Origin of the sequence: Aliidiomarina halalkaliphila (genome assembly GCF_007096385.1) — a bacterium.
In the GTDB taxonomy this organism is placed as follows: Bacteria; Pseudomonadota; Gammaproteobacteria; order Enterobacterales; family Alteromonadaceae; genus Aliidiomarina; species Aliidiomarina halalkaliphila.
The window spans coordinates 1,297,059-1,322,974 of the sequence record NZ_VJWL01000001.1 but is presented as its reverse complement, the minus strand read 5'-3'; the positions used below and the strand labels follow the sequence as shown (position 1 = coordinate 1,322,974).

Here is a 25,916-nt window from a genome sequence, read left to right as displayed (position 1 = left end):
GTTTACCCGACGATTTGTCCGAGTTGAAACAAGGGTAAGTATAAAGCTAATAGCAGTAATAACGTAATGATACTCACGACAATTAGCACGAGCGTAGGAAGGAGTCCAAGAAATCGCTGTTGCTGCTCATCCTGCTGTCGCTCTAGTTGGGTGATGGCAAACCCCAGTTGTGTGGTTAAGCGGCCACTGGCTTCACCAATGGCGATCGCCTGACAGAGCGGATTGGGAATACCAATGCGGGAGCTACAAATCAAGAATGACACACCGGTTTCAAGCATTTTGCCACAACGCTGCCAGCGTTCGCGCCAATAACCACTGTCTGAAAACCGTGCCATATATTGCATGCTTTCATGCAAAGGAATATGACTATCCAGGGCCAGTGTGAGCATGCGCAAATCTTGTAACAGCTGGAACCGACGAAGGTAGCTGCCGAGAAGCGGCAGACGATAGATGCGGGTGCAAGATCGTGCTTGGTATAACCACCCGTGCCAACGGCGACCTAGCACAAGTGTAAACCCGAAAAGCACCATGAGTACGACGGCAATTATGATGAGGAGCGATGGGTTATTAAGTTGCAGTAGCGCGTGAGTCAGTTGCGGCAGGGTGACGTTCAATTGCGTATAAATTTCCGCAAACCGGGGCAATAGAAAAGCCACCATGGTAATAATCATCAGCACTGCTACGGCGAGAACAAGCAACGGGTACCTTAGCGCTGCGCGCAATCGTTGCGAGCGCACTAACTGGCTCTGCAACGTGTGATGCAAGGTGTACAGTACCTGTGGTAATCGCCCAGTATGCTCACCAACACCAACCCACATACCCAAATGGGGTGGAAAAATAGGATGTTGGGCTAATGCGCTGGCCAGAGATTCCCCGTGTTGCAGTTGTCGTAAAATACTGTGGGTGGCTGCGGCTGATTCACGATGGGCACTATTGCGATGTAAGTATTGCCACGCGCTTTGTTGATCAAAACCCGACGTCAGTAACTCATACCATTGATAGAGAAACTGAAGTTGCCACTGACGATGGGCGTGCCCAGATGGTAATCGCCCAAGGGGAGTCACCCGTTGCGGATGAATCTGCTGCTGAGCTAAACGTGTTCGCACCTGAGTGCGGTTACTAGCCTGCATAATCCCGCTAAGAACTCCCTCATGGCCGTGAAGTCCTTGCCAACGAAACCAGCCTAGGGACACGGGCTCAGCTCCAGGTTTAGTTGCAGAGATTCTTCAAGCTGTAGCGGTTGTTGCCGTAAACAAGGCCCGATATGGTCAATACCGGAAAGCAGGGCTTGTTGCAACGGACCATTGCCTAAGCGCAGATCAAATAAGCCGCGGCGTTTCTGCCCAACAACGCACAACCGTTGATTCATGAGAAGGTTCAAGCACGCAGCTAATTGACGCGTCTCCACGCTGAGTTGCTGCAAACGAATAATGGCACTGAGGGCATGACTCGCATGCAAGGTGGCGAGTACAAGATGACCGGTTTGTGCTGCTTGACAGGCGATCTGAGCCGTTTCCTGATCACGAATTTCGCCAATCATGAGGACATCGGGATCTTGACGCAACATCGCCCGCAGAGCGGTGGCAAAGGTCATGCCGACTTGCGGCCGAATCGGCACCTGATTGATGCCGGGAAGCGCTATCTCCACTGGATCTTCCACGCTACAAATATTGGTTTCGTCGGCATTCAGGTGTTGCAGCATCGCGTAAAGGGTCCGAGTTTTACCGCTCCCAGTGGGGCCGGTCACCAAAATTAACCCTTCCTGCTTATTCAGCTCTTGAGTAATTGTGCGATATTGAGCCGGTAGCAGTCCAAGTTGGTGCAAAGGCAATGCCTGTTCGCCTAACAGCTGTAGCCGAATTACAATTTTTTCGCCGTGGAGAGTTGCTAAGGTGTTAACCCGACAATCCACCTGTACGTGATCCGCGCAGATGGTTAAGCGACCGTCTTGGGGGAGGCGCCGTTCAGTGGTATCCATTCCTGCTGCAGTTTTAATGGCCGCCACGGTACGAATGGCTTGCGCTGAGGTTAAATAACGACGCTGCGCCAAAGTGCCGAGATAGCGACCGCGCCATTGGGCGCCATCGGGAAGGGGTTCTAGATGTAAGTCAGAGTCGCCACCTTGAGCACACCCGACAATAAATTCACTTAGCTCCCGGTCAAGTTGTGCAGTGCTTAACATACTAGCTCGCCCCCACACAGTGAGGAATGCGCATCTGTGAATCGTATTCACTAATAAAATCAGAGCACCGTACTACCCACTGCAACTGGGTCGCACTAGCGGCTGGTTGTAACTCAACCGTAAGCGGTTCGCCAGTGCGGTCGCGTACTTCAAAGGTGGCGCGAATGGAACCAGGCGCATTACCTGCCTGCAAACTGACCACCCCTTGAGGCAGGGGGGCTGTTGCCGCGGGAATTCCCCGTTGACCAAAGGTAGAGCAAGGCGTTAATGAGCCTTCCATTTGCCAACAGAGATTAATCGCCGTTTGCCACGGCTGCAAACTCAACATGAGGGTGCCAGCGCGTGCTCGTTGGCTGTAATCAGTGTAGGCGGGAATTGCAAAAGAGCTGAGAATGCCAATAATGGCTACTACAATCATAAGTTCGACAAGATTGAATCCTGCCGCACTGCGCTCGGATTGACGCATAAGCTGCCCTCCATGGCAATCAGTTTAAAGACCCACGTGGTGTATGGTCATGACCTGCGTGGTGGTACTCAATATGTAGCGGATTAAGTGCAAATAGAACAGCGGAAGGGGGTTAAATCAGCCATTGCCAACGAATTGATTTCGTGGCAATGGCGGTGATGTAAGACACCTATGAGGCGTTATTTCACTGCTGCAGAGGTGGTGACACGCAGAGATAAATCGAGAGCCTGAATGTGTTTGGTCAGTGCGCCTGACGAGATAAAATCAACACCGGTACGGGCATAATCGGCTAACTGCTCGGGTGTTACATTACCGGAAACTTCCAATTTGGCCCGCCCTGCGGTTAATGCTACTGCTTGCGTAATCATATCCATAGTGAAGTTATCCAACATGATGATATCGGCACCGGCAGCGAGCGCTTGTTCGAGTTCAGCGAGGCTTTCGGTTTCCACTTCCACTGGACGATCCGGGTGCGACATACGCGCTGCTGTCACCGCTTGTTGGATACCACCGCAAGCTGCAATATGATTTTCTTTGATCAAATAGGCATCAAACAAGCCAATGCGGTGATTAAAGCCGCCACCACAATGAACTGCATACTTTTGCGCGAGGCGCAGACCGGGAATGGTTTTGCGCGTGTCGAGCAAGCGGGTATTGGAGCCCTGTAATTGCGTAACCGCTTGGGCAACATAGGTACTGGTAGCAGACAGGGTTTGCAGAAAATTCATGGCGGTGCGCTCCCCGGTCAAAATAGCGCGCGCTGGCCCTTGCAACGTACATAAGGCTTGGTTGGCGGTAATCACATCGCCATCGGCAACCTGCCACTGAATTATCACAGTGCCACCAAGTTGTTGGAATACCTCATCGAGCCAGGCGCGACCACAAAACACCCCATCTTCCCGTGTAATCAAGGTAGCATGCGCTTGTTGTGACTCTGGAATTAACGCGGCCGTGATGTCCTGATCCGGATCTGCTCCCGCTGCTGGGTCTGTGCCTAAATCTTCCGCCAAAGCAAAGGTCACTTGAGCTGGAATAGCGGCAACTAGGGCGTCAGTCATGGAAAAGGTTGGGCGAATACTCATGCCGAGGTCTGTCATGTGCAACTCTCATATGCATTTAGGTTTAGAACACGCGCGTGCGCTGGTGGTAACGCGTCACTGACGAATTGTGAGGACGCCGTCGCGTTGGGTGAATTCTAACGCGCGTAGGGCACTCATGCCCAGCAGAATATGTGAGCTATCGTAATCGGGAACAATAGTGGCGGAGACATTACGTAAGCGAATGTCACCAAAGGTGAGGTCGTCAATACGGGTTTGATAGGCAGTGGCAATGCCGCTCGCGGTGCGAACCTGTACGCGATTACCTCGGCTGACTCCAAGCTCGTCGGCTAAACGCCCCGGAATTGCCACTTGGGTTGCGCCAGTATCTAGCAGGAATGATACGTCGCGTCCGTTAATCGTTCCGTTAAGCAGATAATGCCCCGCGCGGTTTTGTTGCAGCTCAACCACCGCCGTATTGCCTTCCGTCCAGCTCGCAACTTCCTGATTCGGATTGTTTTGGCGTTCAAGGTAGTGATTGAAAAACAGATAAAACACGGCAAACACACTCACCCATGCAAGGATGGCAAAGCCACGGCCGAGCATGCGCGGTTGATCTTGATTTGGGTTGTCGGAGCTCATCTGCATATCCTCCGAGGGAACATCTGTGGTACAAATTGCATCATACCTCAATTACTCTATGAATGTTGATTTCGTTCATTTTTATAACGCAACTGAATCCGTGGGAGTACGCGTGGAAACACTGACGATTGACCAGCACCGCTGCACGCAAGCAACCTATTTCCCGTCGCCGCATGCCGACGAGCGGCCCGACGAGGCCGATATCTCCTTGCTAGTGGTGCACAGTATTTCGTTGCCGCCTGGCGAGTTTGGCGGGCCTTATATCACTGATTTGTTTATGGGCACACTGGATCCGAGTGTACATCCGTACTTTCAAGAAATCGCTGGGTTAAAAGTGTCCGCCCATGCGGTCATTCGCCGCAACGGAAAGCTTGAGCAGTACGTGGATTTTAATCGGCGGGCGTGGCATGCCGGGGTGTCTTCGTGGTGTGGGCGTGACCGTTGTAATGATTTTTCCATCGGGGTTGAACTTGAGGGAACCGACCACACACCCTACACTGATGAACAGTATCGAACCCTTGCGCAATTAACTGTGGCATTGCAGCAAAAGTACCCTAAAATTAGCAATACCAATATCACAGGGCACGAGGATATCGCACCCGGACGAAAAACCGACCCCGGACCAGCGTTTAATTGGAATGACTATCGGCAGCAAGTTGCTGCGTTGACCAAACAGGATGGGTAAACAACTATGGTGGTGTTGTCATTATTAATCGCACTAATTCTTGAGCGCTTTCGCATTACACCGGAAGGATGGCAGCTCGAGCCTACTGCAAATCGATGGGATCAGTGGTTAAGTGATCATGAGCAACTTGGCTCATGGCGTCAACACGATCTATTAGGGCCACTCTTATTAATTTCACCGGCTATTTTGCTGGCGTTTTTATTGTGGCTTTCCAACAGCATTCTGGCCATGCTGATTATCAACGTGTTAGTACTGACTTTAGCGATCGGCTGCCGTGCTCAGCGCACCGCTTTACGCCAATTCTTGCTTGCCGCCAACCGTGGTGATGAAGAAGCACGCAAAGAATTTGCCAATGAATTGCGCTACGTGAACGACGACGAGCTGACCATTGGTCAACAGCTCGTATGGCTGAATTTCCGATTCTACTTTGCGGTTGCATTTTGGTTTGCCATTTTCGGTGCTGCTGGCGCACTCGCGTATACCTTGCTGCGCGCCCGTGCCGATAGCGTACCTAAATTACTCGCATGGGTAGAGTGGCTGCCACTGCGCGCCGCCGGATTTGGATTCTTATTGGTTGGCCATTTCTCACGGGCGCTACCACATTGGCTAAAATCCTTCTCAGCAGGCGTACAGAATCCGCCGGGAACGCTTGGCGAACTTGCTAGCAGAGCCGAAGAAGTATTGGCAGAAGAAGACGACCATACCTCAGAGCCTGATGCGTTGGTGAATTTGGTGCGGCGGAATATGGTGTTGTTGTTGGCGGTAGTAGCAGTAGCCACTCTCTTCGGCTGGGCTCTTTGAGCTGGCTTGTCAGAAAGCCTCTATGGCTGCGTTATAATTAAAGCTCAATCGGTCACATACCATCAAGGTATGCTCCCTCAATCGCTTCAATTATGCCTTGCCCTAGAGGTTTCTGCCTGCGCTTCTAGTTTGGTGGAGCTGGCTTGTCAGAAAGCTCCGATAGCTGCGTTATAATCAGGCCTCAATCGGTCACGTACTTCGTGTACGCTCCCTCAATCGGCCTGATTATGCCTTGCTCTCGAAGTTTCTGCCTGCGCTTCTAGTTTGGTGGGGCTGGCTTGTCCGGCATCACCACTAGCTGCGTTACCGTCCTCACTCACTCGGTCACGTACTTTATGTACGCTCCCTCACTCGATTCGGCCGGTGCCTTGCTATTGGCGCGCCGGCCTGCGCTTCTGGTTTGGGTGAGGTGGCTTGTCCGGCATCACCACTAGCTGCGTTACCGACCTCACTCACTCGGTCACGTACTTTATGTACGCTCCCTCACTCGATTCTGGCTCTGGCTTGTCAGAAAGCTCCGATAGCTGCGTTATAATTAAAGCTCAATCGGTCACATACCATCAAGGTACGCTCCCTCAATCGGCCTGATTATGCCTTGCTCTCGAAGTTTCTGCCTGCGCTTTTGGTTTGGGTGAGCTGGCTTGTCAGAAAACCTCTATTTATTTTTCGTAACGGTGTGTTTTTTTTATTCCGGTGGAGGAGTGCTGGATGTGGGGGAGGAATACACCTTGTCAGGGCGTCCGAGGCATGGATGCCGAGGCCGAGCGTCCATGGAAGGACTTGCAGCGTCCGTGACAAGGTGTATTCCTTCGCCGCGTCGCGAGGCTCGCTACGTTATCGGAGTCTGCGCCCAAGCCCCACGGACGGATTCACGGCGTCCCTCAGGAGCCTAACCCCTTCGCCACGTCGCGAGGCTAGCTACATCATCGGAGTCTGCGGTCAAAGCGGTGCGTTGGGTACAGGGTGGAGAGGTCAGGCCACTGGGGCTAGTTATTTTTGTTGGTTGTGTCTATAATGGTCATTAACGGTAAATTGGTAAGACCAATTTACAGCGGATGGCCAAGGTGAATGAATACTATTGAACGGATAGCACACACCAAATTATCCGATATGATTGTCACTCAAATGGAGTCGATGATTGTAGACGGAACTTGGGCTGCAGGCGAACGACTCCCATCGGAGCGTGAGCTGGCGGCCCGTTTTGCTGTGTCACGTCCATCCCTTCGTGAGGCCATTCAAAAGCTAGAAGCAAAAGGCTTAGTGACCCGCAAGCAAGGGGGCGGTACTTATGTTCGTGGCGGTCTCGCTACCGAAGTAACCGATCCCCTGTTCGAATTACTTGCCCGTCATCCTGAGTCACAGTTTGATTTGTTGGAGTTTCGCCACGCGCTAGAAGGCGTGTCTGCATTTTATGCGGCCATGCGTGGTACGGATACCGATCTACAGCGTATTGAGGCCACCTTTGCCGCCCTTCAAGAGGTGCGTCAAGCAGAAGTAGCGGCGCAAGCCGATGCCTTAATGATGTTCTACACTACAATAGCTGAAGCATCCCACAATGTGGTGTTGTTGCATTTAGTGCGAGGCATGCGCGGACTCCTCCAAGAAAATATGCGACGAAACCTTGAGGTGTTGTTGGAGCGAAGTGATATTCGTGACCAGCTTCATGTTCACCGAAAAGCAATCGTTGATGCGATATGCGCACGAGAGCCAGAGCAGGCACGCGATGCTTGTCATGAGCATCTTGCGTATATTGAGCGAACTTTATTGCAGATTAACCGGGAACACACCCGTTTGCAGCGATCGCTGCGCCGGAATGAACCCTGAGATCCTTTGGAGAGAAAGGAAAGTTTATGGCAGATTTACAGAGTAACGATATCGATCAGCAAGAAACGTTAGAGTGGCTTGACGCCCTCGAAGCGGTTCTTGATGCCGAAGGCCCAGAGCGCGCCCACTTTATCCTCGAGCAGCTTATTGATAAAGCTCGTCGGAGCGGTGCGTACCTGCCGTATCAGCCGACCACGGCGTACCTGAACACCATTCCAGTGAGCCAAGAGCCAGTGATGCCAGGGGACCATACCCTAGAAGCTCGTATTCGCGCGGCGATTCGCTGGAATGCATTGGCAATGGTATTGCGCGCCTCGAAGAAAGATCTCGAGCTTGGCGGGCATATTTCCAGCTTCGCGTCTTCTGCGATGATTTACGATGTTGGCTTTAACCACTTCTTCCGCGCCCCAGGCGAAGACGGTGGCGATTTCCTCTTTATCCAAGGTCACGTATCACCTGGTATTTATGCGCGCGCTTTTCTAGAAGGGCGCATGACCGAAGAGCAGTTGGATAAATTCCGTCAGGAAGTGGATGGCGATGGCTTATCGAGCTACCCGCATCCAAAGCTCATGCCTGATTTTTGGCAATTCCCGACTGTATCTATGGGCCTTGGCCCGATTCAGGCGATCTACACCGCACGTTTCTTAAAGTACCTCACGGATCGTGGCATTAAAGACTGTTCGAACCAGCGCGTGTACTGCTTCCTCGGTGATGGCGAAGTGGATGAGCCAGAAAGCTTAGGTGCCATCGGTCTTGCAACCCGTGAAGGCTTAGATAACTTGACCTTTATTGTGAATTGTAACCTGCAACGCTTAGATGGACCGGTGCGCGGTAACGGTAAGATCATCCAAGAACTGGAAGGCACATTCCGTGGTGCTGGCTGGGAAGTGATCAAAGTGATATGGGGTCGCTATTGGGATCCGTTGCTATACCGGGATACCGAAGGCAAGCTTGCAGAAATTATGCAAGATAGCGTGGATGGTGAGTACCAGAACTACAAAGCCAAAGGTGGCGCTTACACTCGCGAGCACTTCTTTGGTAAAACTGAAGAAACCAAAGCCATGGTGGCGAACTTATCCGACGAAGATATCTGGCGTCTAAACCGTGGTGGTCACGATCCGGTGAAAGTGTATGCGGCGTATCACAAAGCCGTAAACACCAAGGGCCGTCCGCAGGTCATTCTTGCTAAGACCGTGAAAGGTTATGGCATGGGTGCTGCCGGTGAAGGGAAAAACGTTGCCCACCAAGTGAAGAAGATGGATGTTGAAGCCATCAAACACTTCCGCGATCGTTTTAATATTCCCATCAAAGATAGTGATTTGGAAGATATTCCTTACTACAAGTTTGAAGAAGACAGCGAAGAGCTGAAGTATTTGCGCGAGCGTCGGGAAAAACTCGGTGGCTTTATGCCAGTGCGTCGCGCGCAAACTGACAAAGAGCTTGAAGTACCAGGCCTCAAGGCTTTCGAAGCTGTGCTGAAAGGTTCAGGCGACCGGGAAATCTCTACCACCATGGCCTTTGTGCGGGTGCTTACCGCCATGTTGAAAGACAAGAAAATTGGCCAACGCGTGGTCCCGATTATTCCAGACGAGGCGCGTACCTTTGGTATGGAAGGCTTATTCCGTCAGGTGGGGATCTACTCGTCGCAAGGGCAAAAATATACGCCGCAAGATGCAGACCAAGTGGCCTATTATCGTGAAGATAAAAAAGGTCAGGTATTGCAAGAAGGGATTAACGAACTTGGCGCCATGGCATCGTGGGTGGCGGCTGGAACTAGTTACTCCACCAACGATGAGCCGATGATTCCGGTGTACATCTATTACTCGATGTTTGGTTTCCAACGTGTGGGTGATTTAGTGTGGGCCGCCGGCGATAGCCAGGCACGGGGCTTCTTGATTGGTGGTACTGCAGGTCGAACAACCCTGAACGGCGAAGGTTTACAACACCAAGATGGCCACAGCTTATTGCACTTCGGTACTGTGCCGAATTGTGTGAGCTATGACCCAACTTACGGCTATGAAGTGGCAGTGATCGTTCAAGACGGTATGCGTCGCATGTTCGCTGAGCAAGAGAACGTGTTCTATTACATCACCGTGATGAACGAGAACTACAAGCAGCCAGAGATGCAAGACGGCATTGAAGAAGGTATCTTGCGCGGTGTGTACAAACTGGATGAAGTAAAAGCCAAGAGCGGTAAAACCAAAGCCAAAGGCGAAGTGCGCTTGATGGGCTCAGGTACGATCTTGAATGAAGTACGCAAAGCGGCTTCTATCTTGGCCGAACAGTTTGATATTAACGCCACCGTCTTTAGCGCAACCTCATTCAACGAGTTGGCGCGGGATGGCTTGGATGTCGAGCGCTACAACATGCTCAACCCAACCAAGAAAGAGAAAGTGGCCTACATCACCAAATCGCTTGAGCAGGGCAAAGGCCCGGTGATTGCGGCAACGGATTATATGAAGCTGTACGCAGATCAAGTACGCGCTTGGGTGCCAGGGCCATATCGTGTACTGGGTACCGATGGTTTCGGTCGCTCGGACAGCCGCGAAAACTTACGCCGTCACTTTGAAGTGAATGCGGAGTATGTGGTGATTGCGGCCTTGGCTGAATTGGCCAAAGCGGGCGATATCGATAAGAAAGTGGTGGCGAAAGCGATCAAAGATTTCGGTATCGATACCGACAAAATGAACCCACTCTACGCGTAAGGAGCGACTCATGGCTGATGCAAAAGAAGTTTTAGTTCCCGACGTAGGTGGGGAAGGTGTTGAAGTTATCGAAATCTTGGTGAGCGAAGGCGATAGCATTGATGCAGAAGAGTCGTTAGTTACAGTAGAAAGCGACAAAGCATCTATGGATATCCCTGCGCCATTCGCAGGCAAGGTAAAAAGCCTGAAAGTGAAGGTGGGCGACAAAATTAGCGAAGGCGATCTGCTGGCGTTGATTGAAGCTGCTGACGCTGACAGTGATGAAGCAAGCGACAGCGATTCAGAGGCGAAAGCCGACGACGCTGCCAGCGACGACTCTAGCGACCAAGAAGAAGACACAAAGAACAGCGGTGATCAGGGTAACGACAAAGAAGAAAAGTCGGCACCTAAAGCTGAGACGAGTAAGAAAAAATCGTCGGGTAGCACCGAAGTAATTGAAGTCAAAGTACCGGATATCGGTGATTCTGGTGAAGTGGACGTGATCGAAGTGCTGGTCAGTGAAGGTGATGAGGTGTCGGAAGAAGACGGCCTGATTACCTTAGAAACGGACAAAGCCACGATGGACGTACCGAGTCCGAAAGCGGGTAAGGTGAAGTCGCTGAAAGTGAAAGTGGGCGATAAAGTCAGCGAAGGTTCATTAGTATTAGAGTTGGAGATTGCTGGCGCGGATGATGCCGACGATAGCGAAGACGAGAAAGATACCAGCAAAGACGACGCGAAAGCCGAGTCGAAAGCGGAATCGAAGTCAGAGTCGACATCTGATGAGTCGAGCGAAGGCCGTTCAGAGCGTCGGGATCCCCCGGTGCCTGATCACCCGCTAGGCCGCAAGGGCAAAACCGAGGGCTTGGTGCATGCTTCACCAGCCGTGCGCCGAGTGGCCCGTGAGTTTGGTGTTGATCTAAGCCAAGTCAAAGGCTCTGGCCCGAAAGCCCGGATTCTAAAAGAAGACGTGCAAGAGTACGTGAAGTACGAACTGTCGCGTCCGAAAGCGTCGGCCGCTGCGAACACGGGTGGCACTGGTGGCTTGCAAGTGATTGCTCAGCCGAAAGTTGATTTTAGTAAGTTCGGTGAAGTTGAAGAAGTGGAGCTGACGCGGATTCAACGTATTTCAGGGCCAAACTTGCATCGCAACTGGGTGACTATCCCTCATGTGACGCAATTTGACGACGCCGATATCACGGAATTGGAAGCCTTCCGCAAGGCGGAGAATGAGCAACTAGCCAAGCGTAAAGCCGATGTGAAGTTCACACCTTTAGTGTTCATCATGAAAGCGGTGGCGAAGGCACTCCAAGAGTTTCCAGTATTTAACTCGTCACTTCACGAAGACGGCGAGCGACTCGTGCTGAAAAAGTACGTGCATATTGGTATCGCGGTGGATACACCGAATGGTCTTGTGGTTCCGGTGATTCGTGATGTGGATAAGAAAGGCATTATCGAATTATCACGAGAGCTTACCGATGTAAGCCTTAGAGCTCGGGATGGCAAATTGAAAGCGGCAGATATGCAAGGCGGCTGTTTCTCAATCTCGAGCCTCGGTGGGATTGGCGGCACGGCGTTTACACCTATTGTGAATGCGCCAGAAGTGGCCATTTTGGGTGTTTCGAAAAGTGATATGAAGCCGGTGTGGAACGGCAAAGAGTTTGAGCCACGGCTCACTTTACCGTTAAGTCTGTCATACGACCATCGTGTCATTGACGGCGCTTTAGCGGCACGTTTCACTGTGTATCTGAGCAGCGTATTGTCAGATATTCGGAAAATCATTCTCTAGACAAGACGTACCGAGGAAATCTCGGTACAATATCGCGCGAATTTGACTCGTCATGCTGGCGCAGCAGCTAGCAAAAACGGATAGGGGTAATCATGAGCAACGAAATTAAAACGCAGGTCGTGGTCTTAGGCGCCGGTCCTGGTGGCTATTCAGCAGCGTTCCGTGCTGCAGACTTAGGGTTGGACGTCGTCCTTGTTGAGCGCTACAGCACCTTAGGTGGTGTGTGCTTAAACGTAGGTTGTATCCCATCAAAAGCACTGCTGCACCTAGCGAAGCACATTGAAGACGCCAAGCACCTCGGCGACGCGGGTGTGAGTTTTGGCGATGCGAAAATCGATTTGGATAAAGTCCGTGATCACAAAAACAAAGTGATCAGCCAACTTACCGGCGGTTTGTCGCAAATGAGTAAGATGCGTAAAGTGCAGGTAGTGACTGGTAAAGGTGAATTCACGGGCTCTAACGAGCTGAAAGTATCTGGCGATAAAGACACCGTGATCAAATTTGAGCACGCGATTATCGCGGCAGGTTCTCAGCCCGTTGAATTGCCATTTATCCCACATGATGACGAGCGCGTATGGGATTCAACCGATGCCCTTGAATTACCGTTTGTTCCCAAGAAAATGTTGGTACTCGGCGGTGGCATTATCGGTTTAGAAATGGGCTGTGTGTATAAAGCCTTAGGCTCAAGCCTGGATGTGGTTGAGTTTATGGACCAGCTCATTCCAGCGGCCGACAAAGACATCATTAAAGTGTTTACCAAAGAGATGAAGTCGAAGTTCGACAACATCATGTTGGAAACCAAAGTAACCGACGTTGAAGCCAAGAAAGACGGTATTTACGTTACCTTCGAAGGCAAGAATGCGCCTGAGAAGCCGGTGAAATACGACGCCGTGCTGGTTGCGGTAGGTCGCACGCCAAACGGTAAAAAGCTTGGCGCAGAAAAAGCCGGTGTGGAAGTAACCGACCGTGGCTTTATCGAAGTCGACAAGCAAATGCGTACCAACGTGAAGCATATCTTCGCTATTGGCGATATCGTTGGGCAACCGATGCTGGCCCACAAAGCCGTTCATGAAGGTCATGTGGCTGCTGAAGTGATTTCTGGTATGAAGCACTACTTCGATCCGAAAGTGATCCCATCTATTGCGTATACGGATCCAGAAGTGGCGTGGGCAGGTCTGACCGAGAAAGAAGCGAAAGAGCAGGGACTGAACTACGAAGCAGTAACCTTCCCTTGGTCTGCTTCAGGTCGTGCGATTGCCTCTGGCGCAACCAATGGTTTCACCAAGCTGATCTTTGACAAAGACAACGATCGGATTATTGGTGGTGCTATGGTCGGTTCGCATGCGGGCGAATTGCTCGGTGAGGTATGTTTAGCGATTGAAATGGGCGCCGATGCAGAAGATATCGCGTTGACCATTCACGCGCACCCAACCCTGCATGAGTCAGTTGGTTTAGCGGCTGAGATCTACGAAGGGTCGATTACCGATTTACCGAACAAGAAAGCCAAGAAAAAGTAACGGCACCAACAGAAAGTAAGAGCCAGCATTCAGCAGTGAATGCTGGCTTTTTTGTGCGCACGACCACTCTGGCGTGCCTAAAATCTGAATTGTAAAGAAGGTTAAACACGCTTGAAATAGCGCGGGGGAGGGATATATTTTTGAGGTGCGCATAAAAGGAATCGTGATATTGCTTTTATGTTAAGGACAAATGGACGATCTTAGGGAGAACATCATGAGATATCTGCGATTTCTTTCTACTGTTGCCTGCATTATTGGGGCCTGCCTTGCCAGCCCGGTTTTGTTGGCCAACACCAATGAATGCTCGAACTTTCAAAATCAGGCACTGAGTCAATGTGCTCACTATCAATATAATGTCTTCAATTTACATTTTCGTGATTCGGCGAACATTGAGCACGATGTTTCTGTTTATCGTGTTAAAGATTCGCAGGGCAATGTTGTGAGTGCCGATGTGGATTTCAAGATCCGTTGTGGAGACGCGTGCTTGTCAAACCCTGAAGGTGCCATAGAAGATATTCTGTGGGCATTTCGAGCATCCTACCTTGCGGATTCGTTCTACTATTACCGAGACTGCGACTCTACCCTCGAAGTTTGTTGCGACGACGATTCTTGTTTTGAGATTCACGGAGGCGATAACTCGCCAGCTGTGCAAGATGATTCTCTCGAAGACAGCTCAACGTCGAGCGATGTTTCACCGGCTGCATTGAGTAGAGGTAAAAAAATTCTCGACCTATTACCCATCGTGGATTCGGGCCTGAACATTTATGATCGGTTGATGAATGATAGTAAGAACGAGAAAGAGTTACGCGAAGCGTTAGCAAATGCGCAAGAAACTTCCTCTAAATTTGTATTGATCAATACCTCAGGGGGAGGGAACCAAGTGTGTGTGGATGATGGACAGGTATGTACCGTGCTTGACGGACACGTAAGTATCAGCAGTTCGTTTGCGAACGCAGATCTTTCTCATAGCAATGGATTTAAGTTTAATCAGGCACTGGCAGACTGGTTGAATGAGTGGTTTGAAGGACAAAATGGCTTGGTTTGTTCTCAGCGAATGAGTTGCGACCATGCAAATAACTGTACGGTCACCTTGAGCTGCCGTTAATCTTTCCTCGTAACGTTGAATTCGAATAAAAAAACCAAAAAGCCAGTGCCCATGCTAGAGCGCTGGCTTTTTTTGTCGTGCGATTCATGTGGAATATTGAGCCGCTTTGCAGTACTGATAAATACACATATCAAAGTGTACTTTTAGTTCACCAAAAGAGTCAGCGTTAATTATCAGAAGAACTACTGTACCCCTTGTCAATAAAGGGTTTTGTTGGTCTCGGTTATTTGACCGCTGGTCGCAAAAATAAGGGGAAACCCCTATTTAATTGTAACAAAATGTCATTGCCCATTGTGGGCTTGTTAACGACTTGTTACATTGCCCGAGACAAAATAAAAGGTAGGTAGATTATGTTTAAATCCGGCAAGTTAATTTTAATGGCCTGTTTGGTCATTTTCATCGCAGGTTGTAACTCAACAACAAATACCACAGCGTCTAATCAGTCGACCTTTACGCCAGAGCGCGTGTCGATTCCTGATTATCTCGAATTTTTAGATAACTTAGAGATGTCTATTGCCGAGGGCGAGCCGCGCGAGCTTGATGAGAGCGAGCAGCGCCAATTTGCGTCAATTAAATCAAGCTTGGTGTCTTTGATTGGTACCCGCAGCGATTTGGAAGAATTTGACCAATATGACAAAGAGCGTCTGTTCAACTTGCACCAGCGTTTGCAAACCGTTGTGATTGGCGATCCGTCTACACAAGTGATTTGCCGTCAAGAGCGCACCACGGGCTCAAATATGCGCCAGACCCGTTGCATGACTCGTCAGCAAGCGGATGATGAGCGCAAGCGCGCATCGCAGTTCTTCGGTGATTTGGTCGATTCAGGTCGCTCCATCATGCCAGTAGGTAACTAATACCTGCAGGTTAACGACAAACGTAAGTGCATAAAAACCGGAGCTTAGCCTCCGGTTTTTTATTGCCTCTGAACCTGTACCCAACGCACCGCGTTGGCTCGAGACTGCCCCGAGCACGGAGTGAGAGGCACGATAGTGGGAAAGCCCCGTGGGGGACGCCGTGAATGCATCCGTGCAGGCTTGGGCGCGGCATCCATGCCGCGCACACCCCCACGTGACTTATCCCACTACCGTGCCAGACCTGCTCCAATGGCCCCCAACTCACTGCGTTGGCCTGAGCCTGCCGTGAGCCACGGGTGAGAGGCACGACAGTGGGAAAGCCCCGTGAGGGCCGCCGCAAGTACATCCATGTAGGCTTGGGCGCGGCATCCATGCCGCGCACACCCCCACGTGACTTATCCCACTACCGTGCCAGACCTTCTCCAATGGCCCCCAACGCACTGCGTTGGCCTGAGCCTGCCGTGAGCCACGGGTGAGAGGCACGACAGTGGGAAAGCCCCGTGAGGGACACCGCAGCCTCATACCGGATTGAGTAAGGATAGAGAGATTCTTGACAGACACTGGTATAATCAACCCATTGTAAGCGTGTGCGAGAGCACGGCGCGCTGATTCCATTCGATGAAAAGAAGAGCTGTACCTCGATGACACAGGAAAACAATACACATCACTTGCTAAATTGGGCGGCGGAAACCAAACTGCCGACGCCTTTTGCCGAATTCCGTTTAATTGGTTTTACCGATAAAGCGGGCAAGGAGCATGTCGCTTTGGTGCTCGGTGATGTGACCACCGAGGAGCCGGTGTTAGCTCGGGTGCATTCTGAGTGCTTAACCGGTGATGCCTTGTTTAGCCAGCGTTGTGATTGCGGGCCACAGCTTGAAGCGGCGATGCGCAAGATTGCCCATGAGGGGCGCGGCGTGATCGCCTATTTGCGGCAGGAAGGCCGTGGCATAGGGCTAATCAATAAAATTCGCGCGTATGCGGAGCAAGATAAAGGTTTGGATACCGTTGAAGCGAACGAAATATTGGGTTTTGTTGCAGACGCTCGCGAATACGATATTGCGGCGGATATGTTCGCACAGCTCGGGGTGCAATCCCTGCGTTTAATGACTAATAATCCTAAAAAACTCGCCGCTCTGCGTGAATGTGGCGTTGATGTCGTCGAGCGAATTCCCCATCGTACCGAAGGAACGCCGCACAACGAATATTACTTGGCGACCAAGACTAAGAAGTTTGGACACTTACTGTAACAATTTCGTCGCAAATTCTTATCTGCCCCCTTTGCTTCTTATCCCCGAAGCGCATACACTTCTGTGCGTTCTACAATTTAATAACATATCCCGGCATGCTACTGATGCATGCCCTATGGATGGTTCGAACACCCGTGGAGTCACACATCATGAAAAAATTATCTTTGGTTGCGGCAAGTGTCGCGCTAGCGCTTGGATTAGCGGCTTGTTCGCCAGCTGATCGTGCGGTTACCGATGCGCAAGAAAGCGCTCAAGCACAGCAAGCAGAATTACATTCAGGTCTTATGTTGGACGATTTTGACACTAGCGTACGGCCACAAGACGACCTATTTATGTTTGTAAACGGCACTTGGTATGAAAATACTGAAATTCCTTCCGACCGCCCAACCTACGGTGCATTTAATATGCTTGCCGAAGAGAACGAACGGCGCCTGCGCGGAATTATCGAAGATGCGGCACGCACCGATGCGGAAGCGGGTAGCAACAATCAAAAAATTGGCGATTTCTATGCCAGTTTTATGGATGAAGATCGCATCGAAGCATTGGGTATTAGCCCCATCGAGCCATTTTTAGCGCAAGTCGCTGCGGTCAATAGCCATGCCGAAATGACTTCATTAATGGGTGAGTTGCGTCAGATCGGCGTCGGTGGACCTTTTGGGTTTTACGTGTGGGCCGATGCCCGCAACCCAGACTATTACGCTCTGTATCTGAACCAAGGTGGTTTGGGTCTGCCAGATCGCGATTACTATTTCCGCGACAGCGAAGATTTCCAGAAGATTCGTGAAGCCTACGTACAATACATAGCCGATATGCTGACCGTAGTGGGCCACGACAATCCACAAGACGCTGCAGAGCGGATTTATGCGTTAGAAGAGAAGCTTGCAGAAGCGAGTTGGACCCGCGCCGAAAGTCGCGATGCTGAAGCGACGTACAACAAAAAAACTTATGCCGAAGTCGCCGCGCTCCTCAATACCTTTGATTTAGATGCGTTCGCACCCGCTGCAGCGATTACTGCTGCTGAAGACATGATTGTGCGTATGCCATCATTCTTTGAAGCCTTTGGTGAGCTGTACGCAGAAACCGATCTGCAAACCTGGCAAGATTACATGCAATTGCGTGTCGCGGCGGCATTTGCATCGCGCTTGAGCAGCGACATTGCCGATATTCAATTTGGTTTCTATTCCACCACCTTGAACGGAGTGCCCGAGCAACAAGAGCGATGGAAGCGTGGTGTGCAAGCGGTGAATGGCGCCTTAGGTGAAGTGTTAGGGCAAGAGTATGTCGCTCGCTATTTCCCACCTGAAGCTAAAGCGCGCATGGGTGAGTTGATCGACAATTTGTTGATTGCATTTGAGGAGTCGATCCAGGAATTGGAATGGATGACAGATGAAACCAAAGTGCTCGCACTCGACAAACTAAACAAATTCACGCCCAAAATTGGTTACCCAAACCAGTGGAAAGACTACGGCCCGCTTACCGTAGATCCAACCGATTTGATTGGTAACAGTGTGCGTGCTGCGCAATTCGCTTATCAAGACAATATCGCGGATATCGGTCAGCCTGTTGATCGCGAACGTTGGGGCATGACGCCACAAACCGTGAATGCTTACTACAGCCCAACCGCCAACGAAATCGTATTCCCGGCGGGTATCTTGCAACCGCCGTTCTTCGATATGAACGCCGATGACGCAGTGAACTACGGCGGGATTGGTGCTGTCATCGGTCATGAAATTGGTCACGGTTTCGACGACCAAGGGTCACGTTACGATGGTGATGGTAACCTACGTAATTGGTGGACTGACGAAGACCGTGAGCAATTTGAAAAACGTGCGGATATCCTCGTTGAACAGTACAGCGCATTTGAACCACTACCCGGTTTGAACGTCGATGGTCGCGTATCTTTGGGTGAAAATATTGGTGACCACGTGGGCTTGTTAAGCGCGTACCGTGCTTATCAAAACTCATTAGGCGGCGAACCTTCGCCAGTGCTCGATGGCTTTACCGGAGAACAGCGCTTCTTCTTGAGCTGGGCGCAAATCTGGAAAATCAAATTCCGGGAAGACGCCATGCGCGCGCAACTTGCCCGCGGACCACACGCGCCAGGGAAATACCGTGCGCTTGGAGCACCCCGTAACATTCCAGGATTCTATGAAGCCTTTAATGTACAGGAAGGGGATGGGATGTATTTGCCACCAGAGCAACGCGTCATCCTTTGGTAGTTCTGGCTTGTCAGAAAGCCTCTATGGCTGCGTTATAATTAAAGCTCAATCGGTCACATACCATTAAGGTATGCTCCCTCAATCGCTTCAATTATGCCTTGCCCTAGAGGTTTCTGCCTGCGCTTCTGGTTTGGGTGAGCTGGCTTGTCAGGCATCGCCAATAGCTGCGTTATAACTCGATCTCAATCGGTTACATACCATTAAGGTATGCGCCCTCAATCGATCGAGTTATGCCTTGCTCTTGGCGCGCCTGCCTGCGCTTCTGGTTTGGGTGAGCTGGCTTGTCAGAAAGCCTCTATGACTGCGCTTCTAGTTTGGGGCGTTGGGTGTGGGATATAGATGTGGGGGAGGGGTCCTCTTTGTCAGGGCGTCCGAGGCATGGATGCCGAGGTCGAGCGTCCATGGACTGGACTTGCAGCGTCCCTGACAAAGAGGACCCCTCCCTCACGTCGGAAGGTCTACGCCCCTTCACCACGTGAGAGGCTAGGCTCGGAGGGCCAACGCGGTGCGTTGGGTACAGAGCATAAAAAAAGCAGCGCCTTGGCGCTGCTTTTTAGTTTCCGGAGTGGGTTGCTTACGCAGCCATGGCCCGGTTAATCAGCATACGCAGGTAATCGTAATGCTGGCTTGCGGCGACATCTGAGCGACGTGGCGCGCGCATTAGCTTAATGCGGTTGAGCTGAGCAACAGCTGCGGTTTTGCTGAGATTGTCGTAAGAAGAACCGTTCTCAAAACCAGCGATGCTGATTAAACGCTCTACATACTCGATCTGCAAGTTCTTCGCAGTGGTCGTAAGCGGCTTGTTGCTTTGGAACACGGCGTCGGTCAGGTCACCCATCACTTCGTTCAACGGATAGGTGTTGCCATAACGGGTGCTATCGGTAATCCGTTGCATCACCGCAGGGTGAAGAAGGTGGTTCAACACATTGCGTTGCATGTTCAACACCATATCGTGGAACGCAGGATCTTCGTTCTGCCCCCAGTGACCAAAGCCACGGCGTTGTTGCTGCATATACGCAAGCACGGGCTCCATAGAGTGAAGAGCGTCTGGTGCAAATACGTAATCGGTTAGCACTTGCATCGCTTGCTTCTGCTTGTCGCGTGGCACGGGTGTAAATGGCTTCACATCGTCGGCTTGGCCAACCACAGCACGCTCCACATAGACACCACCGATTTGGCGCGATACTACGCCGGCTTTGCCTGCGTAGTGGCCTGCTAAACGCATGGCAGAAGAACGTACCCGCTGATGGGAACGACCATCGACACGCGCTCGATCAAGTAACTCACCGAGGGTATGGTTAACGGTTACAAAACGATCCCGCGAGTAAGCCACTGGATCCGACGACATATCGCCAATCATGACCCGTGGATCAATATGACGGCCTGGGGCACGCATATCGTCGGCGTCGTTACCAAACATCAATTCTGGCTGGTGCGAGCGCGATAGAATTTGCTCTAAACGCGCTTCTTCAGCGTCCGCATCGGCTAGAGCAGGGCTGTAGCCATACTCAATGGCCCAACTATCGTAAGGACCGACAACATATTGATAAAAGTCACCTTGAGTCGTGCCTGGTGGGGCGATGTTAACCGGCGCATAGTCCATCACAGAGCCAGTTAGCACGCCTTGCGTTAACGACGCGTCGTGTACTTCTTTCTCGTCCCACAAGTTGGATGCTTTCATGTTGTGGTTCAAACCTAAAGTGTGGCCCACTTCGTGCAAAATAACGTGAATTAGCGCTTGGCGCAGTAATTCGTTATTATCCATGTCTTCGCCTTCAAGCAGGCCAGACATCGCACGCCCCGCGATCAAATCTTGATGAATCGCATGACCCTGCGAGCAGTATAGCCCCGCACCATGGTCGTGATCGTGGTGATGAGTTTCACCATAAAGCGCGTCTTCAATCCAGCGATTACTCATGTAGACATATTCCATCATAATGTCTGCAGCAATAATCTGGCCGGTCAACGGATGCGCAACCGATGGACCATAGCCACCAAATGGAGGCCGCGGTGAAGACGTCCAGCGAATCACGTTATAGTTGATATCGCCCGCATCCCAATCCGCATCGTCGGGTTGAATGCGTACTTCAATGGCGTTCTTAAAGCCAGCAGCTTCAAAGGCTTTGTTCCAGCCAAGCACTCCTTCCGCAACGGTGTCGCGCCATTCTTCTGGTGTGGTGTTTTCAATCCACCATACGATCGGCTCGACCGGCTCAGAAAGCGCCGCATCAGGATCTTTCTTCACTAAGTGCCAGCGATTGATGACATCGTTGTACGGAGCCCAGTCGGCACTGGTCATGTTGTCGAACTGCTGGGTGAAATAACCAACGCGCGCGTCGTCGCGACGTGGTTGGAAATCATTGTCTGGCAATGCAATAAACGAATGTTGCAAGGTAATGGTAATAGACCGCGGATCCGTGATGGCTGGTGTTCCCCATACCGTTGGGTTTGGATTATTGAAAACATAATCAACCACCACATCCATATTTTCAGGGTACACCCGCTTGTTCACGATACGGCTTTGATCTTTGTTCAAGTTGCCCAGTGAAAACGACGGGCCTGATTGATTACCGCGCGACCATGGCGCTACGCGGTGTAAGGCTTCACTTAAAATCAGATCTTGCGCGTTCAGTAGAATCCGGCCGTCTTCTTCGATGCGGATTTTTAGGCTTGCCAGAGTCGCTTCGCTGATATTGGCATCGGCAGCTCGCGATAGGGCAGACGACTCATCAAACTGAAAACGATCGTTACGGGCAACGATGTCGATACGATCGAAATAACGACGAAACTCGATCAGTTTGGTTTCCCGATAGTTCCCGCGAAAGTGACCGGCCTCAACCACGCCATCGGCGGTTGTGGCAAAATACAAAAACGGCGTATTCAACTGACTTTCAGTGATTGAAAGTAGCATTTCGCCGGTTTTAGGGTCGCGATAGAAATTGAACAAGCCTTCGTGGGTTTCATGATCTTTAATATGATCAGCGTAGGTTTTTTCTTCCCCGTTACCGTTGCCGTTTTTGTTGCCATTATCGTCGGTAGCAAATGTGGGGGTAGCCAGAAGCATGCAGAGGATGCTACTGGTAATAAATGTTGTTTTCATGGTGTGTGTTGTCCCTGATTATTTAACCATCACATTCTAGCGAGTTGTTTACTAAAAATAAAAAACGAAAAAGTAAGAAAATGTGTTTTTGCGTTGAGTAGAGGGTTATTGTTGTTCAATGCCATGTTGTTCACGCTATGAACTGAAATAAATCGATTAAATGAGAGCAAAGAATGCAAATTCGACCGACGCGACTGAAGCGCGATGTGCTCGCAAGCATCCATTATCATCGCAAGCCGCTATTGGCGTTTTATCTCTATTTTGCGGTATTCGCCTTTGCTTTGTGGGCGCCGGTCACGGGTTGGATGCTCACAGGCTTGGTTCGCGCAGCGGGGCAAGCGGCCATTGGAAATGAAGACCTGTTACGTTTCGCCATTACGCCGTATGGCATGATCTGGATTCTGCTTGCCTTAACCTTAGCGGCTGTCCTGATCTTCTTACAGCATGCAGGCATGATGCTGGTTGCAACGCGCGATGCCCGCGGGAAATTTCACTCCGCCACCAACGCGCTATGGCAAGTGGTCAAGCGGTTACCCAAGCTACTAGCTTTGGGCGTAATCCAAGTAGGCACCCACCTCCTGCTCTTATTGCCATTACTCGCGGTGATTGTGTTTGCTTTTCAATCGCTGCTGGCGTCGTATGATATCTATTATGTACTGCAGGCCCGTCCTTTTGAGTTCTGGGCATTTTTGGCGGTTCTTGTCGGCTGTTTTTTCGTGGCCCTGGCGGTGAATGGGAGTCTCTATGTACGCTGGATGCTGGCGCTGCCTATTTTACTCACAGAGGGGCGCACGCCATGGCAAGCATTAACGCGCAGCGCGGAGCTCACCTGTTCTGTGCGTCTCAAGCTTGGCGGCACTGTCGTATTGATTGCGGCTATCGTTGCTTTGATACCGGTCACCATATCCCTATTGTTTGATGGTTTTGGATGGTTGATTACTTCGCTGCTTCCTGCCCAATATGGTGTGCAAATCGCCATGATGGTGTTGCTGTTGGCCACCTACGCGTTAGCCAATTTATTGGCCGGTTTTATCGGCGTGAGTAGCAATAGCTTGGTGATGCTAAAAATTTATCATCGTCGCTGCAAACAGAAGCGGGGGGTTACTATTGATACAGAGCCGCGCTATGCGGGCTGGTGCGCGGCGGGGGTGGAAATCGCCGTGGTGGTTGTGGCGTTGGCCCATTTATTGATTGCAATGAATGCCTTTGACGACCGTCAAGAGGTATTGAATATCGCCCATCGTGGACATTCTTGGGATGCGCCTGAAAATACCTTAGCGGCCGTGGAAAAAGCCATTGCGTCGGGCGCACATTATATTGAGATCGACGTGCGGCATACCGCCGATGGCGTTTTAGTGCTGAAACATGATCGGGATATGCTGCGAATTGCAGGCGACCCACGCGCCATTTGGGAGATCCCTTACGAGGAGTTAGCGGCGATGGATGCGGGCGGTTGGTTTGCCCCTGAATTTCGCGGTGAGCCTGTTCCGACATTGGCTCAAGTCATTGAAAGTGTGCGTGGTCGTGCAGGTTTATATTTAGAAGTGAAAAGTGCACCACAAATGCCCAACTTAGTACCCATGGTGATTGAGCAACTCGCCGAAGCGGATATGTTAGAACACACCATATTCGCTTCCTTGTCGTCGGCAGATTTGTTTGAGGCACAGGCCTTAGCGCCGGAACTCCGCACCAGCTTGTTGGTGCATACGGCAGTTGGGGTGGTGGAACGCCAGCCATTTGATATGCTGGCAATGCGCGACGCGCTCGTTACACCGAGTCGACTTACCCGTGTGCGCCGCCATGATCAGCAATTGCATGTGTGGACCATTAACGACCCCATGCAGATGCGGCGCTTTCTGGATATCGGCGTGGATGGCATTATCACCGACCGGCCTGATGTGTTAACTGAAGTTATCCAAGAACGCGCAGCCATGTCACGGCCAGAACTTTGGCTTATGCGTTTTCGCCATTGGCTTTGGTAAGTAGCGCCATTGATGACGCCACCGAACGAGGGGAGTACGACAATGAAACAAGCACAAGCTCAGGCACACAGCGTGATTGATCAAATGCCATCACCGGTGGGCTGGTTGCACCTGCAGGTTTGCGCAGATGGGGTTACATCGGTGCATTTTGCCGATGAAGCCATTGCTGATGCCACAGTGGAGGCTCAAGACATCACTGCGGACCAGCATGGGGTGATGACCCAACTTAAACAAGAGTTGAATGCCTACTTTGCCGGCCACTTACAGCAATTCAGCGTGCCGTTAGCGCCCCACGGCACTGATTTCCAACAGCAGGTATGGGCGGCGTTACGCCGCATACCTTATGGCGAAACCTGGTCGTATCGGGATCTCGCGCAGCAGGTGCAGCGCCCGCAAGGGTATCAAGCGGTGGGGCAAGCCAATGGGCGAAATCCCATTGGCATTATTGTACCTTGTCATCGTGTGATTCAGGCAGATGGCAGTCTTGGCGGGTATGCAGGCGGAGTGGACCGCAAGTCTTGGCTATTACGCCATGAACTTCGGGTGTCCAAGAACCTCTAAGCTATACACTCAGATGATACTGGGTTTTAGCGCCAACGCACGTACACCAAAAGCAGACATGAAAGGCCGAGGAGGCAGAATTTGTACTTATTGAACGGCATCAAGTGGGTGCTTGTAACGAGCACCCTGATGATCCTATTAGTCAGCTGTAGTCGTGATGATGTAGCGCGCTCCGCATGGCCATCAGGCCAATTACCCACCATTGAACACCAAATGCAGGAGCTCAATAATTTTCAGTTGGGTCCCTGGCGCGGCTGTAACGTGGATTTTGAACGAGGGCAAATCTGGGGTGTGGCGGGTTACCAAAACTATTGGGTATGTCGTGGCACAGTATCTGGTGAGCATCGCTATGCGATTACCTTGTTAGCGGCGCCAGGGAACGAAACGGGGCAGCAAGTGAAACTCGAATTTCGCCGCGGCCATGAACAAGGGATGAATGCGTTGCTTGGCGTGTTTTTCCGCCTTGCTGGGGTCGACAATGACCAAGAGCGCCTGCGCATGCGTTCAGATGTGAGTCGTTATTTAATTACGCCTCCGGATGTGCGGGCCATGGTGCAAGCAAGTGTAACCCCCAATAATTTGATTATGGAAATGGGCTATAACATCCCGCGCAGTGGTTACACCACGCTTGAAATTAACGCCCATATAACAGCCCTGGCGGATGAGCTCGAGTAACTAAATCCGTTTTAAAGGCAATAATTTGGCATAAAAAATTGCATAATCCGGGGATTTGAACCATAACCCTAGATGTCGTTTTTCAAAGAAGTAAGCGCTGCAGTAGAACGTAGAAAATAGTGATCCAAAGTAACCAACAACTAAAGGAACAACAATAATGAATTGGTATTTGGAAGTATTTAGAAAGTATACGGTTTTTACAGGCCGCTCACGTCGCGCAGAGTACTGGTGGTTTATTTTAATCAATATGATCATCGCCTTTATTCTCGGCTTTATTGACGGTTTTTCGGGCACCTTTAACGAGCAATTTGGATTAGGGTTATTGAGTGGCATTTACATGTTGGTCATCTTGATACCGAGCATTGCCGTGGCGATTCGCCGTTTACATGATACGGGCCGATCCGGTTGGTGGATGCTGATCCTCTTCGTACCGCTCATTGGCGGCCTGGTGTTCCTTGTGTTTATGCTGTTGCCAAGCGAAGCGGGCGAGAACAAATGGGGCCCCAACCCTATTGAGCAGGGTGCGCAACCGGCATAGTACAGCCA

At 51.0% G+C, this 25,916-nt stretch carries 20 protein-coding genes; 14 read left to right on the top strand and 6 right to left on the bottom strand.

Annotated elements, in window-relative coordinates; genetic code table 11:
• Window positions 1–2 precede the first annotated feature (2 nt).
• The 5 genes from FM042_RS06085 to FM042_RS06065 form a co-directional block, all read right to left on the bottom strand.
• Window positions 3–1,130, bottom strand: coding sequence for a type II secretion system F family protein (locus tag FM042_RS06085; protein ID WP_143235344.1), 1,128 nt, complete (start codon window positions 1,128–1,130; stop codon window positions 3–5).
• A gap of 53 nt (window positions 1,131–1,183) precedes the next feature.
• On the bottom strand, window positions 1,184–2,182 hold the full coding sequence (locus FM042_RS06080) for a GspE/PulE family protein (protein ID WP_143235342.1): 999 nt from the start codon (window positions 2,180–2,182) through the stop codon (window positions 1,184–1,186).
• A 1-nt stretch (window position 2,183) separates the two neighbouring features.
• On the bottom strand, window positions 2,184–2,648 hold the full coding sequence (locus FM042_RS11990) for a pilin (protein WP_143235340.1): 465 nt from the start codon (window positions 2,646–2,648) through the stop codon (window positions 2,184–2,186).
• 179 nt (window positions 2,649–2,827) lie between these two features.
• Entirely contained in the window at window positions 2,828–3,706 is an 879-nt protein-coding gene (gene nadC / locus FM042_RS06070) for a carboxylating nicotinate-nucleotide diphosphorylase (protein ID WP_185960727.1), read from the bottom strand.
• Window positions 3,707–3,802: 96 nt separating this feature from the next.
• Window positions 3,803–4,327, bottom strand: coding sequence for a retropepsin-like aspartic protease family protein (locus FM042_RS06065; protein ID WP_221931499.1), 525 nt, complete (start codon window positions 4,325–4,327; stop codon window positions 3,803–3,805).
• Between the two features lie 25 nt (window positions 4,328–4,352).
• Here FM042_RS06065 and ampD point away from each other — a divergent pair, with 25 nt between their 5' ends.
• The 10 genes from ampD (at window position 4,353) to FM042_RS06015 (ending at window position 19,052) form a co-directional block, all read left to right on the top strand.
• Window positions 4,353–5,012, top strand: coding sequence for a 1,6-anhydro-N-acetylmuramyl-L-alanine amidase AmpD (gene ampD, locus FM042_RS06060; protein ID WP_232366369.1), 660 nt, complete (start codon window positions 4,353–4,355; stop codon window positions 5,010–5,012).
• A gap of 6 nt (window positions 5,013–5,018) precedes the next feature.
• Entirely contained in the window at window positions 5,019–5,813 is a 795-nt protein-coding gene (gene ampE, locus FM042_RS06055; RefSeq protein ID WP_143235338.1) for a regulatory signaling modulator protein AmpE, read from the top strand.
• A gap of 1,068 nt (window positions 5,814–6,881) precedes the next feature.
• On the top strand, window positions 6,882–7,637 hold the full coding sequence (pdhR, locus tag FM042_RS06050; RefSeq protein WP_143235336.1) for a pyruvate dehydrogenase complex transcriptional repressor PdhR: 756 nt from the start codon (window positions 6,882–6,884) through the stop codon (window positions 7,635–7,637).
• A 26-nt stretch (window positions 7,638–7,663) separates the two neighbouring features.
• Window positions 7,664–10,342: a pyruvate dehydrogenase (acetyl-transferring), homodimeric type gene (gene aceE, locus FM042_RS06045; protein WP_143235334.1), complete on the top strand. Its 2,679-nt coding sequence runs from the start codon at window positions 7,664–7,666 to the stop codon at window positions 10,340–10,342.
• A 10-nt stretch (window positions 10,343–10,352) separates the two neighbouring features.
• Window positions 10,353–12,110 (top strand): dihydrolipoyllysine-residue acetyltransferase, encoded by a 1,758-nt coding sequence (aceF, locus tag FM042_RS06040; protein WP_143235332.1) that lies wholly within the window; start codon window positions 10,353–10,355, stop codon window positions 12,108–12,110.
• 92 nt (window positions 12,111–12,202) lie between these two features.
• Window positions 12,203–13,627, top strand: coding sequence for a dihydrolipoyl dehydrogenase (lpdA, locus tag FM042_RS06035; RefSeq protein ID WP_143235330.1), 1,425 nt, complete (start codon window positions 12,203–12,205; stop codon window positions 13,625–13,627).
• Window positions 13,628–13,841: 214 nt separating this feature from the next.
• The gene (locus tag FM042_RS06030; RefSeq protein WP_143235328.1) at window positions 13,842–14,732 is read left to right on the top strand and encodes a hypothetical protein; all 891 of its coding nucleotides are present in this window, start codon (window positions 13,842–13,844) and stop codon (window positions 14,730–14,732) included.
• Between the two features lie 350 nt (window positions 14,733–15,082).
• The gene (locus FM042_RS06025; protein ID WP_143235326.1) at window positions 15,083–15,586 is read left to right on the top strand and encodes a hypothetical protein; all 504 of its coding nucleotides are present in this window, start codon (window positions 15,083–15,085) and stop codon (window positions 15,584–15,586) included.
• A 641-nt stretch (window positions 15,587–16,227) separates the two neighbouring features.
• On the top strand, window positions 16,228–16,833 hold the full coding sequence (gene ribA / locus FM042_RS06020; protein ID WP_143235325.1) for a GTP cyclohydrolase II: 606 nt from the start codon (window positions 16,228–16,230) through the stop codon (window positions 16,831–16,833).
• A 149-nt stretch (window positions 16,834–16,982) separates the two neighbouring features.
• Window positions 16,983–19,052, top strand: a complete 2,070-nt coding sequence (locus tag FM042_RS06015) for a M13 family metallopeptidase (RefSeq protein WP_143235323.1) — start codon at window positions 16,983–16,985, stop codon at window positions 19,050–19,052.
• A gap of 574 nt (window positions 19,053–19,626) precedes the next feature.
• Here the strand turns inward: FM042_RS06015 and FM042_RS06010 are convergent.
• Window positions 19,627–22,152 (bottom strand): zinc-dependent metalloprotease, encoded by a 2,526-nt coding sequence (locus FM042_RS06010; protein WP_143235321.1) that lies wholly within the window; start codon window positions 22,150–22,152, stop codon window positions 19,627–19,629.
• A 173-nt stretch (window positions 22,153–22,325) separates the two neighbouring features.
• On the opposite strand from FM042_RS06010, the gene FM042_RS06005 reads away from it, so the two are divergent.
• The 4 genes from FM042_RS06005 to FM042_RS05990 all read left to right on the top strand — a co-directional run bounded on the left by FM042_RS06005 (window position 22,326) and on the right by FM042_RS05990 (window position 25,908).
• The gene (locus tag FM042_RS06005; RefSeq protein WP_143235319.1) at window positions 22,326–24,134 is read left to right on the top strand and encodes a glycerophosphodiester phosphodiesterase family protein; all 1,809 of its coding nucleotides are present in this window, start codon (window positions 22,326–22,328) and stop codon (window positions 24,132–24,134) included.
• Between the two features lie 42 nt (window positions 24,135–24,176).
• Window positions 24,177–24,695, top strand: coding sequence for a methylated-DNA--[protein]-cysteine S-methyltransferase (locus FM042_RS11985; protein ID WP_269902489.1), 519 nt, complete (start codon window positions 24,177–24,179; stop codon window positions 24,693–24,695).
• Window positions 24,696–24,824: 129 nt separating this feature from the next.
• Window positions 24,825–25,370, top strand: coding sequence for a hypothetical protein (locus tag FM042_RS05995; protein ID WP_143235317.1), 546 nt, complete (start codon window positions 24,825–24,827; stop codon window positions 25,368–25,370).
• A gap of 157 nt (window positions 25,371–25,527) precedes the next feature.
• On the top strand, window positions 25,528–25,908 hold the full coding sequence (locus FM042_RS05990; RefSeq protein ID WP_143235314.1) for a DUF805 domain-containing protein: 381 nt from the start codon (window positions 25,528–25,530) through the stop codon (window positions 25,906–25,908).
• Window positions 25,909–25,916 lie beyond the last annotated feature (8 nt).